Genomic DNA, 14,359 nt, shown 5'->3' with positions numbered 1-14,359 from the left:
GAGAACCGGCCGACCGCCGAAGCGCCGGGTCAATCGTCCTCCGAAAGATCGTGCAAGAGGTTGGTCGAGTCCGCGGCACCAGAGAAAGTGCCCTCGATGCGATGCAACCCGCGACTGCCGGAGCCACGGTGGTGCACATGCCTCTTCAACCAATGATCCATGTGACGTTTGGACAGCTTGAGGCGCGGCAACGGAGTTTCCGCAGCTCAGCCGACTTCTGCAGGATACTTCGGACAGTTGTTACACTCCGTTTTGAGCGCGAAGGGGTTACCGCACCGCACACTGGCCTCAGCCGTAGAGGGTAATGCTATGGCCCGGAGATGCCCTTGGCATCAAGCCGCCCGCGACGGTCGCAATCCTCAACCGCCTGCAACGAATGGCAGTCGATAGCTGATGGCCTCGGCCAGGTGCTGGGTCAGGACTCGCTCGGCCGCTTCAAGATCCGCGATTGTGCGGGCGGTGCGCAGGATGCGATGATAGCCGCGGGCGGTCAGTCCAAGCCGGTCTGCGGCCTTGTGGATCAGCGCGCGCCCGGCCTCGTCCGGCGCGGCGATCCGGTCCAGAAGCGCCCCCGACGCATCGGCATTCACCCGCACCCCCGGATGGTCGGCGAAACGCTGCGCCTGGATCTGCCGAGCGGCGGCAACGCGGACGGCAACCTGGGCCGAGGTCTCTCCGCCGGCGGGCAGGTCCAGATCGTGAAGCCCGACACCTGGCACCTCGAGCCGCAGGTCGAAGCGGTCGAGAAGCGGCCCTGAAATCTTGCCGAGATAGCTTTCGCCGCAAAGGGGCGCGCGGGCGCAGGCGCGCGAGGGATCGGCCAGATAGCCGCAGCGGCAGGGATTGGCGGCGGCGACCAGCAGGAAACGGCAGGGATAACGCACATGCGCGTTGGCGCGCGAGACGACGACGTCGCCCGTCTCGATCGGCTGGCGGAGGTTCTCGAGCACGCCGCGCGGAAACTCGGGGAACTCGTCCAGGAACAGGACGCCGTTATGTGCAAGGCTGATCTGGCCCGGCTTTGCCTTTGGCCCCCCGCCCACGATGGCGGGCGAGGAGGCGGTGTGATGCGGGTCCTGGAACGGCGCGTGGCGCGGGATGCCGCCATGATCCAGCGTCCCGGCCAGCGAATGGATCATCGCGGTCTCGAGCGCCTCGCGCGCGGTGAGGGGCGGCATCAGGCCGGAAAGGCGCTGCGCCAGCATCGACTTTCCGGCGCCAGGCGGGCCGACCATCAGCAGGTGGTGTCGACCGGCCGCCGCGATCTCCAGCGCGCGCTTGGCGCGTTCCTGGCCGCGAACTTCCGAGAGGCACGCCGTCCCCGGACCGTCGATCATCCGGCCCGGGCGGGCCGGCGCAATGGGTGCGCGGTCGGTCAGGTGGTCGACGATTGCGCGCAGGCTGTCGGATGCAAGGACCGGCACCTGTTCGATCCAGGCAGCCTCGGGGCCGCAGGCGCGGGGACAGATGAGGGCGCGATCTTCCTCGGAGGCGGCAAGGGCGGCGGGCAGGGCGCCCGTGACCGCGACCAGGCGGCCGTCGAGCGCCAGCTCTCCCAGGGCGACGCAGCGCGCCACCTCCTCGGCCGGAACGATCTGGAGGGCGGCAAGCACGGCCAGCGCGATGGGCAGATCGAAGTGCGAGCCTTCCTTGGGAAGGTCTGCAGGTGACAGGTTGACCGTCAGCCGCTTGTTCGGCAGCGCAATGGCCAGCGCGCCGAAGGCCGCGCGCACACGCTCTTTCGCTTCGCTGATGGCCTTGTCCGGCAGGCCCACGATCGAAAATCCGGGCAGTCCCGCGGCGACGGCGCACTGCACCTCGACCAGGCGGGCCTCGACGCCGACGAAGGCGACCGAGTAGGCGATTGCGACCATGTTCATCTCCGGCTTTGCGGCGAATGGTTAATGCCCGGCAGGTTAAGGAGTGGTTAACGGGCGAGGCTTCCTTGCGGCAGGGCGGGACGGGCGCTATCTGTGCCGGGTGAACGGGGAAGGGCCGCATGCAGGGCAAGCGCATATTGCTGATCGTGGGCGGGGGCATCTCGGCCTACAAGATCCCTCAGCTGATCCGGCTGATCCGGGGCGCGGGGGCCGCGGTGACGCCGGTGCTGACTGCGTCGGGCGCGCAGTTCACCACGCCGATGACCCTGTCGGTGCTGGCCGGAGAGCCGGTGCACGACACCCTGTGGGACCGCAACGCCGAGGCAGAGATCGGTCATATCCAGCTGTCGCGCCAGGCGGACCTTGTCGTCGTCGCGCCTGCCACGGCAGACCTGATGGCGAAAATGGCGCAGGGGGCGGCGAACGACCTCGCCTCGACCCTGCTGATGGCCACGGACAAGCGGGTGCTGATCGCGCCCGCCATGAATGTCCGGATGTGGGACCACCCGGCGACACGGCGCAACCTTGCGACGCTGCGGGGCGACGGCATCCTGACCGTGGGACCGGGCAGCGGCGACATGGCCTGTGGCGAATTTGGTCCGGGCCGCATGGCCGAGCCTGACGCGATCCTGGCCGCGATTCGCACGGCGCTGGCCGAAGGGCCGCTGAAGGGGCGGCATGTCATCGTGACCTCGGGTCCGACTCACGAGCCGATCGACCCGGTGCGATACATCGCCAACCGCTCCAGCGGCGCCCAGGGGGCGGCGGTGGCGGCGGCACTGCGGGATCTGGGCGCACGGGTCAGCTTCGTGACCGGCCCTGCGGCAGTTCCCGCGCCGCAAGGGGTCGAGGTGATTGCGGTCGAAACGGCGCAGGAAATGCGCGACGCGGTCGAGGCGGCGCTGCCCGCCGATGCGGCCGTCATGGCGGCGGCGGTGGCGGATTGGCGGATCCTCAACGGCAGCGACCAGAAGATCAAGAAGGGCGACAGCCTGCCGTCGCTGCAGATGGCGGAGAATCCTGACATCCTGGCGTGGATTTCACGTGCGGCGCAGCGGCCCCGGCTGGTCGTGGGCTTTGCGGCCGAAACGCAGGACGTCGTCGCCCACGCCACCGCGAAGCGCGCGCGCAAGGGCTGCGACTGGATCGTGGCCAACGATGTCAGCCCGGCCACGGGCATCATGGGCGGCACTGAAAACGCGGTGACGCTGATCACCGAAGCGGGCGACGAGGAATGGCCGCGTATGGCGAAGGGCGATGTCGCAGCCCGCCTTGCCGCCCGAATTGCGGAGCAGATCGGATGAGAACCTATCTCGACTGGAACGCGACCACGCCCCTGCGCCCCGAGGTCAAGGCCGCGATGTCAGAGGCGATGGAGATTGCCGGAAACCCCTCCTCGGTCCATTCGGAGGGGCGTGCGGCCAAGATGGCGTTGGAGCGCGCGCGTGAACAGGTCGCCGCCGCGTTGGGGGCGGAGGGGGCGGACGTGGTCTTCACCTCGGGCGCGACCGAGGCGGCGGCGATGGTGCTGGGGCAAGGCGGCTTCCGCTGTGCGCCGGTGGAGCACAGCGCCGTCAAGGCGTGGTGCGACGCGACGCTGCCGGTGGACCGGGACGGGGTCGTGACGGTGGACGATCCGACGACGGCCAGCCTGCAGCTGGCCAACAACGAGACGGGCGTCATGCAGGACCTGCCGCAGGGACTGCATTCGAGCGACCTGACACAGGCCTTCGGCAAGGTGCCCTTCGCGTTCAACTGGCTTGGCATCACTGCGGGCTTCGTCAGCGCGCATAAGCTGGGCGGACCGAAGGGGATCGGCGCGCTGATCCTGAAGAAGGGAACCGAACTGCCAGCGCTGATCCGGGGCGGCGGGCAGGAACAGGGGCGTCGAGGCGGGACCGAGAATCTGATCGGCATCCTGGGCATTGCAGCGGCCGCCACCGCAGCGCAGCGCGACCTGGACTCGGGTATGTGGGCCGAGGTCGAGGCGCGGCGCGATGCGCTGGAAGCGCGGCTGCTGGATGTTGCGCCGCAAGCCGTCATCGCCGGAAAATGGGCGCGGCGCTTGCCGAACACCACCTGTCTTCTTACATCGGGGTGGAAGGGTGAAACCCAGGTCATGCAGATGGATCTGGCAGGCTTTGCTATCTCGGCCGGGTCGGCCTGTTCATCGGGCAAGGTCAGGGCCAGCGGAACGCTGCAGGCGATGGGTTTCGACGATCAGCTTTCGCAATCGGCTGTCAGGATCTCGATAAGTCCGGCTTTGGACGACGATCAGATCAACCGATTTGCGGATGCGTGGGAAAAGGCGTATTCACGCTGGCGCGACAGGAATGGCGTGCCGATGCGCGCCACCGAGGAAGGATAGAGGATGACGGCAACCACCGATCTTGACGTGCGCGAGGGGGTCGACCGCGAAACGGTCGAGACCGTGCAGAACATGGGCAGCTATAAATATGGCTGGGACACCGAGATCGAGATGGAATACGCCCCGAAAGGGGTGAACGAGGATATTGTCCGGCTGATCTCGACGAAGAACAACGAGCCCGAGTGGATGACGGAATGGCGGCTGGACGCCTATCGCCGCTGGGTCACCATGTCCGAGCCGAAATGGGCGATGCTGAACTACCCTGAGATCGATTATCAGGACCAGTACTACTATGCCCGTCCGAAGAGCATGGAGGAAAAGCCGAAATCGCTGGACGACGTCGATCCCAAGCTGCTGGCGACCTATGACAAGCTGGGTATCCCGCTGCGCGAGCAGATGATCCTGGCAGGTGTCGAGGGCGCCGATGCCGCACCTGCGGAGGGCCGTCGCGTGGCCGTGGATGCTGTCTTCGACAGCGTCAGCGTCGGCACGACCTTCAAGGAAGAACTGGCGAAGGCCGGGGTAATCTTCTGTTCCATCAGCGAGGCGATCCGCGAGCATCCCGAGCTGGTGAAGAAGTACCTGGGCAGCGTGGTCCCCCAGTCCGACAACTATTTCGCGACGCTGAACAGCGCGGTCTTCTCGGATGGGTCCTTCGTCTATATCCCCAAGGGCGTCCGCTGTCCGATGGAGCTGTCGACCTATTTCCGCATCAACGCGGAAAACACCGGCCAGTTCGAACGCACGCTGATCATTGCCGACAAGGGCAGCTATGTCAGCTACCTCGAAGGCTGCACGGCGCCCAAGCGCGACACGAACCAGCTGCATGCGGCGGTAGTCGAGATCGTCGTGCTGGAAGATGCCGAGGTGAAGTACTCGACCGTCCAGAACTGGTTCCCCGGCGACGAGGAAGGCAAGGGTGGCATCTACAACTTCGTCACCAAGCGCGCGGATTGCCGTGAGGCGCGGGCGAAGGTCATGTGGACGCAGGTCGAGACCGGATCGGCGATCACTTGGAAATACCCGTCCTGCATCCTGCGCGGCGACGAGAGCCAGGGCGAGTTCTACTCGATCGCCATCGCCAACAATTGGCAGCAGGCCGACACGGGCACCAAGATGATCCATCTTGGCAAGAACACCCGCTCTCGCATTGTTTCCAAAGGGATTTCGGCCGGTCAGGCGCAGAACACCTATCGTGGTTTGGTCACGATGCACCCGCGGGCGACCAACAGTCGCAACTACACGCAGTGCGACAGCCTGCTGATCGGCGACAAGTGCGGGGCCCATACGGTGCCCTATATCGAGGTCAAGAACACCTCGAGCCGGGTCGAACACGAGGCCACGACCAGCAAGGTCGACGACGACCAGCTGTTCTATTGCCGCAGCCGCGGCATGGACGAGGAAGAGGCCGTTGCCCTGGTCGTGAACGGCTTCTGCCGCGAGGTGCTGCAGGCGCTGCCGATGGAATTCGCGATGGAAGCGCAGTCGCTGGTCGCGATCTCGTTGGAAGGGTCGGTCGGATGATCGTCACCACCACGAACACCATCGAGGGTCGCCGTATCACCGCCTATCACGGCGTCGTCGTGGGCGAGGCGATCATGGGCGCCAACGTTGTGCGGGACTTTTTCGCGCAGATCACCGACATCGTCGGTGGCCGTTCCGGCGCCTATGAGGCCAAGCTGGCCGATGCGCGGGCGATCGCCTTTCGCGAACTCGAGGAGCGTGCGGGCGGTCATGGCGCCAACGCCGTCGTCGGCGTCGATCTCGACTACGAGGTCGTCGCGGAATCCATGCTGATGGTGTCGGTCTCCGGCACCGCCGTCACCATCGACTGAGGTAAGAAGAATGCTGAAAATCAACAACCTGCATGTCAAACTTGAAGAAGAGGACAAGCAGATCCTGAAGGGCCTGTCGCTGGAGGTTCCGGCCGGCGAGGTCCATGCGATCATGGGCCCGAACGGTTCAGGCAAGTCGACCCTGTCCTATGTGCTGTCGGGCCGTGACGGCTATGAAGTGACGGACGGCGAGGCAACGCTGGACGGCGAAAGCCTGCTGGACATGGAGCCCGAGGAACGTGCCGCCGCCGGCCTGTTCCTGGCCTTCCAGTACCCGGTCGAGATCCCCGGCGTCGGCAACATGACCTTCCTTCGCACCGCCGTGAATGCGCAGCGCAAAGCGCGCGGCGAGGAGGAGCTGTCCTCGGGCGAGTTCCTGAAGGTCGTGCGCGCCAAGGCGGCAGAGCTGCAGATCAGCCCCGAGATGCTGAAGCGACCCGTAAATGTCGGCTTTTCCGGCGGCGAGAAGAAGCGCAACGAGATCCTGCAGATGGCCATGCTGGAACCCCGCATGTGCATCATGGACGAGACCGACTCGGGTCTTGATGTCGACGCGATGCGCCTGGTCAGCGAAGGCGTGAACGCGCTGCGCAGCCCGGACCGCAGCTTTCTGGTCATCACGCATTATCAGCGCCTGCTGAACCACATCCAGCCGGACGTGGTGCACATCATGTCGAACGGCCGCATCATCAAGTCCGGCGGACCCGACCTGGCGCTGGAAGTCGAAGAGAACGGCTATGGCGACCTGCTGGCGGAGGCCGGCTGATGTCAGACACCGCCGTCAAGACCAAGGTGCAGCAGACGCCTCAGGTATCGGGGGCGCCAAAGGCCGCCGATGCGCTGGAGGCCCGTCTGGCTGCGCTTGACCTTCCGCGGGGCGCGTTCGCCTCCGCGCGCGGTGCGGCGCTGACGCGTCTGCGCGACATGGGCCTCCCGGGCCCGCGCGACGAATACTGGCGTTATACCGACCCGCGTCCCTTCAATACGCCCGAGCCGAAGCCGCTGACCGTCGAGGCTGCGCTTGAATCGCCGCTGTTCACGGGCCGCGACAAGCTGACGCTGGTCTTCGTCGATGGGGTCTTCGATGCGGAGGCATCCGACGACCTTTCGCTGGAAGGGGTCGAGATCGCGACCTTGGCCGGTGCTGGCGCCGGTCACTGGGCCGCGGATCTGTTCGGCACGCTGGAAACCGCTGGTCAGAGCCCGGTCAAACGGCCCTTTGCCGCGTTGAACACCGCTGCGGCGCAGGATGGGCTGCTGATCCGCGTCACCGGCAAGCCGTCGAAGCCGGTCCACGTGCTGCACCGCCGCCGCGCGGCCGATGCCGACGCGATGTGGCACCACGTGATCCGCGTCGAGACGGGCGCCGAACTGACGCTTCTGGAAAGCGGCATGGTCGGGGCGCGCTCCAACGGCGTGATCGAGGTCGACCTGGCGCCGGGCGCCAAGCTGCACCACGTTGCCGCCAAGCGGGCGGTGGACCCGCGCGTCGGCCTTTCGCATGTCTTCGCCCGCGTGGCCGAAGGCGCGACGCTGAAAAGCTTCACGCTGTCGGTCAATGGCCACCACATGCGCAACGAGGCAGTCATCGACATGGATGGCGACGATGCCGTGGCCCATGTCGCGGCAGCCGTTCTGGGCGATGGCGATGTTGGCCCGTTCCACCACGACGACACGGTCTTCATCACCCACGGGGCCGAGCGCGGCGAGAGCCGGCAGGTGTTCAAGAAGGTGCTGAAGAACGGCGCGACGGGCGTGTTCCAGGGCAAGATCCTCGTCAAGCCCGGCGCGCAGAAGACCGACGGCTACCAAATCAGCCAGGCGCTGCTGCTGGACGAGGCGAGCCAGTTCCTCGCCAAGCCCGAGCTGGAGATCTATGCCGACGACGTCAAGTGCTCTCACGGTTCGACCACCGGCGCCATCGACGAGGATGCGCTGTTCTACCTGCGTTCGCGCGGCGTGCCGCGTGAACGGGCGATCGTCTTCCTGGTGCTGTCCTTTTTGGCCGACGCCCTGGAAGAGGTCGAGGACGAAAGCCTGCGCGACGAGATCAACGAACGGCTGGACGCGTGGCTGACGACCCGTCCGCAGATCTGACGCGCCGCGGCGGCATGGCGCAGCGTGTGCTGCGCAGCTGGTGGACCCCGCGCCAGGTGGTGCGGGGTTTGTCGGGCATGCCGGACCGCGTCTTGCTGATCGTCCTGATGCTGGCCATGCTGATCACGCTGGTCGCTCAGGCGCCGGGGCACGCGCGTGCGGCGCAGTTGGACCCGTCGATCCCGCTCGACGCGCGGATCGGCGGCGCCGTGCTGGGCACCATCTTCATGATGCCGCTTCTGGCCTACGGCGTCGCGGCGCTGGTGTCGGTCCTGACGCGGGTGACGTCATGGCGGGTCGGTCCGCGGGATTCGCGTCTGGCGCTGTTCTGGGCGCTGCTGGCAGCGTCGCCGGCGACCCTGCTCGCGGGGCTTGTCGCCGGCATGATCGGCCCCGGGCCGGAACTGACCCTGACCCGCTCCATTGCCGGGGCAGGTTTCCTCTTTATCTGGTGCGCCGGTATCGCGGCCTTGGCGAGACGCTCATGACCTTTGACGATTTCAAGCTTCTGGCCCGTCGAACCCTATCCGAGCCCGAGAACGCGGCCCGCTGGCTGATCGCGCAGAACTGGCCCCTCCAGGCGCGCTGGATGGCGCTGGTGCTGGCGGTGTCGGTGTCGGGTGTTCTGGCCTATCTGTCGACGCTGGCCTTCCCCGTCCCCGAGGGCGAGGGCACCGCGGTCCTGGGATTGAGCCGACAACCCTTGGTTCTGGCCGGCATGCAGATGGTCGCGATCGTGCTGGGGGCCGGCCTCATGTCCGGTGTGGGCCGCATGTTCGGCGGCCACGGCCGGTTCGAGGACGCCCTGCTGCTGACCGTCTGGATCGAGATCATGCTGCTGATCGTCCAGGTGGCGCAGATCGTCCTGTCGCTGGCCCTGCCGGCGCTGGCGGGCATCCTGGGCATCATGGCCGTCGCGCTGTTCCTGTGGCTGACCGTCCAGTTCACCAAGGCGCTGCACGGGTTTTCCAGCGGGCCCAAGGTGCTTCTGGTGATGCTGGCCACGCTGCTGGCCATGGGCTTCGTGCTGTCCTTCATCCTGGCCGCCTTCGGCCTCATGCCGGAGATGCCGCAATGAACTTTGACGTCAACGCTGTCCGCGCCGATTTCCCAATCCTGTCGCGGCAGGTGAACGGGCGCTCGCTGGTCTATCTGGACAGCGGCGCCAGCGCGCAAAAGCCGCGCCAGGTGATCGAGGCGATCACCCGCGCTTACGAGGGCGAATACGCCAACGTTCATCGCGGGCTGCACTTTCTGTCGAACCTCGCGACCGAGAACTATGAACGCGTACGTGGCACCATTGCGCGCTTCCTGAACGCCCCGCACGAGGACGAGGTGATCTTCACCTCTGGCTCGACCGAGGCGCTGAACATGGTCAGCTATGGCTGGGCCGCCCCGCGCCTGCAGCCAGGGGACGAGATCGTGTTGTCCCTGCTGGAGCATCATGCAAACATCGTCCCCTGGCATTTCCTGCGCGAACGCCAGGGCGTCGTGCTGAAATGGGTCGAACCGGAACCCGACGGCAGCCTTCCGCCCCAGAAAGTCCTGGCGGCCATCGGCCCGAAGACGCGCATGATCGCAATGACGCACATGTCGAACGTCACGGGGACCGTGGTGGACATCGCCGGAATCCGGGCCGGGACAGACCTGCCGATGGTCGTGGACGGCAGCCAGGCCGCCGTGCACATGCCGGTGGACCTGACGACGCTGGGGGCGGACTTCTACTGCATCACAGGTCACAAGCTCTATGGGCCGTCGGGTTCAGGAGCGATTTGGATCCGCGCCGACCGGCAGGCCGAGATGCGACCCTTCATCGGCGGCGGCGACATGATCCGCACCGTAAGCCGTGACGTGGTCAGCTATGCCGACCCGCCCCTGAAGTTCGAGGCAGGCACCCCCGGCATCGTCAACCAGATAGGTCTGGGAGCGGCGCTGGAATACCTGATGGACCTGGGGATGGAGAACATCGCGGCGCATGAACGCGGCTTGCGCGACCGCGCCCGGGACCGGCTGCGCAGCCTGAACTGGCTGCAGGTTCAGGGGGATGCGCCCGGGAAGGGGGCGATCTTCTCGATGACGATGGAGGGGGCGCATGCGCATGACATCTCGACCATCCTGGATAAGAAGGGCATTGCGGTGCGCGCGGGAACGCATTGCGCGATGCCGCTGATGGAGCATTTCGGAATCAGCGCCAGCGCCCGTGCCAGCTTCGCCATGTACAACACCCTCGAAGAAGTGGATGCGCTTATCGAAGGTTTGACCTTCTGTCGCGAGCTTTTCGCCTGAATCGTGCAAATATTACGTCGATCACCGAAGAATGCCTGAAATTTGTTGCCCGGCACGGGCAATGTCTGCATCCCTGACCTATCAGCAAGGGGGCAGGCATGGCGGAAGTTCTGGTTCTGGGTGCGGGTATGGTTGGCGTCAGCACTGCGCTGGCGTTGCAGGCGCGGGGGCATGAGGTCACGGTTGTCGAGCGGGGCGTTCCGGGCCGGGAAACCAGCTATGGCAATGCGGGCCTGATCCAGACCGAGGCGGTCGAGCCATATGCGATGCCGCTGGCGCCGGGCGCGCTTTTGCAGATCGCCATGGGGCGTGGATATGACGTCAAGTGGACGGCCTCGGGCTTGCTGTCTCAGTTGGGCGCGGTGCTGACCTACGCCCGCAATTCTCTGCCTGCGGCGCACAAGCGGGCTTCGGTCACCTGGGGCAAGCTGATCCGGCAGTCCACCGACCGTCACGGCCCCCTGATCGCCGCAGCCGGGGCCGACAACATCATCCGCCGCAATGGCTATATCGAGCTGCACCGAACGCCCGCGAAACTGGCCAAGGCGCACGATACGGCGAAGCGGTTCCTGACCGAGTTCGGTGTTGAGGCCAGGGTGATGGACGGGCAGCAGCTGCGGCTTCTGGAACCTTCGATCAAGGTCGAGGTTTGCGGAGCAACTCATTGGTCCGACAGCTGGAACTGTGCCGATCCTGGTGGTCTGGTTGCGGCCTATGCCGCGTTGTTCCAGAAGCGCGGAGGGCGGATCGTGAACGGCGACGCGGGCGATCTGCACCGCAAGGGCGCGGCCTGGATCGCCGACGAGGCAGAGGCCGAGCACGCCGTCATCGCGCTTGGGCCGTGGTCGCCGATGGTGACGCAGCGCTTTGGACTGACGGTGCCGATGGTCTACAAGCGCGGCTATCACCGACATTACCACATGGAGATGCCGCCCCATCACCCGATTGCCGATTTCGGGAACTCTGTCGTGCTGTCGCCCATGCGCCGCGGCCTGCGAATTGCCACCGCGGCGGAACTGACGCCGCATCCGCGCCTGTCGCCGCCGCAGCTGCGTCATGGCGAGAAGGCCGCAAGGGAGCTGTTCGACATCGGCGCCCCCGTCGAGGCCGAGCCGTGGACCGGCCGCCGGCCCTGCATGCCCGACATGCTGCCGCTGGTGGGGCGGGTGCCGGACCAGCCGAACCTTTGGGCGCATTTCGGGCACGGACACCAGGGCTTCACCCTTGGACCCGTGACGGCCGAGATCCTTGCCGACGAACTGGACGGCGGCCAGGGGTGGGCGGAACTTCAACCGGCAAGACTGAAACGCGGTTGAACTCGGACGGTGCCGGTCACATCTTGGGGGCAACTCCGAACGGATCAGGAACCTCATGGGTCACAGCAACACCAGCGCTCCGGTGCTGCGCTTTCCAGAAGTGACCCGCCCCAAGCTGGAGGGCGGGAAGCGCTTCGTCATGAAGTCGGAATTCCAGCCGGCGGGCGATCAGCCGACGGCGATCCAGGAACTTGCAGGCGGCGTCCTGCAGGGCGAGCGTGACCAGGTGCTGCTGGGCGCGACCGGCACCGGCAAAACCTATACCATGGCAAAGGTCATCGAGGAGACGCAGCGGCCCGCGATCATCCTGGCCCCGAACAAGACGTTGGCGGCCCAGCTTTACGGAGAGTTCAAGGGCTTCTTCCCCGATAATGCTGTCGAATACTTCGTCAGCTACTATGACTATTACCAGCCTGAGGCCTATGTCGCACGGTCGGACACCTATATCGAAAAGGAGTCGCAGATCAACGAGGCCATCGACCGGATGCGCCACAGCGCCACCCGTGCACTGCTGGAGCGTGACGATGTGATCATCGTCGCCTCGGTCAGCTGCATCTATGGCATCGGCTCGGTCGAAACCTATTCAGCGATGACCCAGGACATGATCGTCGGGGAAAGCTATGACCAGCGCGAGTTCCTGGGCCAGCTCGTGGCGCAGCAGTACAAGCGCCTGGACGCCAGCTTCCAGCGCGGCGGCTTCCGCGTGCGCGGCGATCTGGTCGAGGTCTGGCCTGCCCACCTTGAGGACCGCGCATGGCGGTTCGACTTCTTCGGGAACGAGCTTGAGGCGATCACGGAATTCGACCCGCTGACGGGCACCAAGTCCGACAGCTTCAAGCAGATCCGCATCTATGCCAACAGCCACTACGTGACGCCGCGCCCGACGATGCAGCAGGCGATCAAGGGCATCAAGAAAGAGCTGCACGACCGCCTGAAGCAGTTGCAGGACGAAGGAAAGCTGCTGGAGGCGCAGCGGCTGGAGCAGCGCACGAACTTCGACATCGAGATGCTGGAGGCCACCGGCGTCTGCAACGGCATCGAGAACTATTCCCGCTACCTGACCGGGCGTGCGCCCGGCGAGCCGCCACCGACGCTTTTCGAGTTCATCCCAGACAACGCCATCGTCTTTGCCGACGAAAGCCATGTCAGCGTGCCGCAGATCGGCGGCATGTATCGCGGCGACTTCCGGCGCAAGTTCACGCTGGCCGAACACGGCTTCCGCTTGCCCAGCTGCATGGACAACCGCCCGCTGAAGTTCGAGGAGTGGGACGCCATGCGCCCGCAATCGGTCTTCGTGTCGGCCACCCCCGCGCAATGGGAGATGGACCAGACCGGCGGCGTCTTCACTGAACAGGTCATCCGCCCCACCGGCCTTCTGGACCCGCAGATCGAGATCCGTCCGGTCGAGATGCAGGTCGACGACCTTCTGGACGAGGTCCGCCGCGTGACGGCGGCGGGCTATCGGACGCTGGTCACCACCCTGACCAAGCGCATGGCCGAGGATCTGACCGAATACCTGCACGAACAGGGCATCAAGATCCGCTACATGCACAGCGACATCGACACGATCGAGCGGATCGAGATCCTGCGCGACCTGCGCCTCGGCGCCTTCGACGTGCTGGTGGGAATCAACCTGCTGCGCGAGGGGCTGGACATCCCCGAATGCGGGCTTGTGGCCATTCTGGACGCCGACAAGGAAGGTTTCCTGCGGTCAGAAACCTCGCTGATCCAGACCATCGGCCGGGCCGCGCGGAACGTCGACGGTCGCGTGATCCTCTATGCCGACCGGATCACCGGCAGCATGGAGCGCGCCATGGCCGAAACCGAGCGTCGGCGTGAAAAGCAGATGGCCTATAACCTCGAACATGGCATCACGCCGCAGACCGTCCGCAAAAACGTCGAGGACGTGCTGGCGGGCCTCTGGCAGGGCGACACCGACCAGTCGCGGATCACCACCAAGGTCGACAAGCCGCTGGTCGGCGCCAACCTTGCGGCACACCTGGAGGCGATGCGCGCGCAGATGCGCAAGGCCGCCGAGAACCTGGAGTTCGAGGAAGCCGCACGCCTGCGTGACGAGGTCAAGCGGCTGGAGGCGGTGGACTTGGCCATCGCCGACGATCCCATGGCCCGGCAGTCGGCCATAGACGAGGCGGCCGAAGCCGCGGTGAGGACCTCTGGCCGGTCGACGGCGGGCCGCGCCGGGCAGCGCGGCGGCAACAAGCGTTCAAAGCGCGGGCGCTAGCCGCAGGAAATCCCCGTGACCCAACCCTTCGGATCGACATACATCGTCAGCCGCGCCGGGTTGAAGTCACGGGTCATCACGCCTGGCGTCATGACCTCTCGCTTGGGAAGCGATGGCGGAAGCAGGATCTCTCCGACATTCCGGCCGACCAGCGCCTGGTGCTGCGCCGGGTCGCATGTGCGGGAGGCCACGTCGTAGGGGTTTCCGCCGCAGGCCGACACCGCCAGCAGGATTGCCGGCAGTGCCAGAAGCGTGGGGCGGGGCGTGTAGCGGGGCAGGGCCGTCATGATGTCCCTCTGATCCAAGACGAGGCGCCCCGCCCTGATCGGGCGGGG

General features: G+C 66.0%; 13 protein-coding genes. 11 read left to right on the top strand and 2 right to left on the bottom strand.

The features are described from left to right. Positions 1 to 359: 359 nt before the first annotated feature. On the bottom strand, positions 360 to 1,874 hold the full coding sequence (locus tag OC159_RS04385) for a YifB family Mg chelatase-like AAA ATPase (RefSeq protein WP_265500050.1): 1,515 nt from the start codon (positions 1,872 to 1,874) through the stop codon (positions 360 to 362). Positions 1,875 to 1,999: 125 nt separating this feature from the next. Between OC159_RS04385 and coaBC the strand changes: the two genes are divergently transcribed. The 11 genes from coaBC (at position 2,000) to uvrB (ending at position 14,024) form a co-directional block, all read left to right on the top strand. Further along, positions 2,000 to 3,184, top strand: a complete 1,185-nt coding sequence (gene coaBC, locus OC159_RS04380; RefSeq protein WP_265499934.1) for a bifunctional phosphopantothenoylcysteine decarboxylase/phosphopantothenate--cysteine ligase CoaBC — start codon at positions 2,000 to 2,002, stop codon at positions 3,182 to 3,184. After that, complete coding sequence (locus tag OC159_RS04375; RefSeq protein ID WP_265499933.1) at positions 3,181 to 4,248, top strand: cysteine desulfurase family protein; 1,068 nt, start codon at positions 3,181 to 3,183, stop codon at positions 4,246 to 4,248. The genes coaBC and OC159_RS04375 overlap by 4 nt, the downstream gene beginning before the upstream one ends. Before the next feature lie 3 nt (positions 4,249 to 4,251). Next, positions 4,252 to 5,772: a Fe-S cluster assembly protein SufB gene (gene sufB / locus OC159_RS04370; protein ID WP_265499932.1), complete on the top strand. Its 1,521-nt coding sequence runs from the start codon at positions 4,252 to 4,254 to the stop codon at positions 5,770 to 5,772. Next, a complete protein-coding gene (locus OC159_RS04365; RefSeq protein ID WP_265499931.1) occupies positions 5,769 to 6,083 on the top strand; it encodes a heavy metal-binding domain-containing protein in 315 nt (104 codons plus the stop codon). Before sufB ends, OC159_RS04365 begins: the two co-directional genes overlap by 4 nt. A gap of 10 nt (positions 6,084 to 6,093) precedes the next feature. Next, complete coding sequence (gene sufC / locus OC159_RS04360; RefSeq protein ID WP_265499930.1) at positions 6,094 to 6,849, top strand: Fe-S cluster assembly ATPase SufC; 756 nt, start codon at positions 6,094 to 6,096, stop codon at positions 6,847 to 6,849. Then, positions 6,849 to 8,180 (top strand): SufB/SufD family protein, encoded by a 1,332-nt coding sequence (locus OC159_RS04355; protein ID WP_265499929.1) that lies wholly within the window; start codon positions 6,849 to 6,851, stop codon positions 8,178 to 8,180. Before sufC ends, OC159_RS04355 begins: the two co-directional genes overlap by 1 nt. Continuing rightward, positions 8,153 to 8,668 carry a hypothetical protein gene (locus OC159_RS04350; protein WP_265499928.1) on the top strand — a complete coding sequence of 172 codons (516 nt, stop codon included), beginning with the start codon at positions 8,153 to 8,155 and terminating at the stop codon, positions 8,666 to 8,668. The genes OC159_RS04355 and OC159_RS04350 overlap by 28 nt, the downstream gene beginning before the upstream one ends. Beyond that, entirely contained in the window at positions 8,665 to 9,258 is a 594-nt protein-coding gene (locus OC159_RS04345) for a Yip1 family protein (RefSeq protein WP_265499927.1), read from the top strand. Before OC159_RS04350 ends, OC159_RS04345 begins: the two co-directional genes overlap by 4 nt. Further along, on the top strand, positions 9,255 to 10,466 hold the full coding sequence (locus OC159_RS04340) for a cysteine desulfurase (protein ID WP_265499926.1): 1,212 nt from the start codon (positions 9,255 to 9,257) through the stop codon (positions 10,464 to 10,466). Before OC159_RS04345 ends, OC159_RS04340 begins: the two co-directional genes overlap by 4 nt. Positions 10,467 to 10,564: 98 nt before the next feature. Then, entirely contained in the window at positions 10,565 to 11,782 is a 1,218-nt protein-coding gene (locus OC159_RS04335; RefSeq protein WP_265499925.1) for an NAD(P)/FAD-dependent oxidoreductase, read from the top strand. A gap of 55 nt (positions 11,783 to 11,837) precedes the next feature. Continuing rightward, complete coding sequence (uvrB, locus tag OC159_RS04330; RefSeq protein WP_265499924.1) at positions 11,838 to 14,024, top strand: excinuclease ABC subunit UvrB; 2,187 nt, start codon at positions 11,838 to 11,840, stop codon at positions 14,022 to 14,024. On the opposite strand, the gene OC159_RS04325 is transcribed toward uvrB, so the two are convergent. Further along, positions 14,021 to 14,311 carry an I78 family peptidase inhibitor gene (locus OC159_RS04325; protein ID WP_265499923.1) on the bottom strand — a complete coding sequence of 97 codons (291 nt, stop codon included), beginning with the start codon at positions 14,309 to 14,311 and terminating at the stop codon, positions 14,021 to 14,023. The genes uvrB and OC159_RS04325 overlap by 4 nt on opposite strands. Between the last annotated feature and the right edge of the window lie 48 nt (positions 14,312 to 14,359).

This window comes from Paracoccus beibuensis, from assembly GCF_026162625.1.
GTDB lineage: Bacteria > Pseudomonadota > Alphaproteobacteria > Rhodobacterales > Rhodobacteraceae > Paracoccus > Paracoccus beibuensis.
The sequence above is the reverse complement of the archived record's forward strand: the minus strand, read 5'-3'. Positions and strand labels throughout refer to the sequence as shown.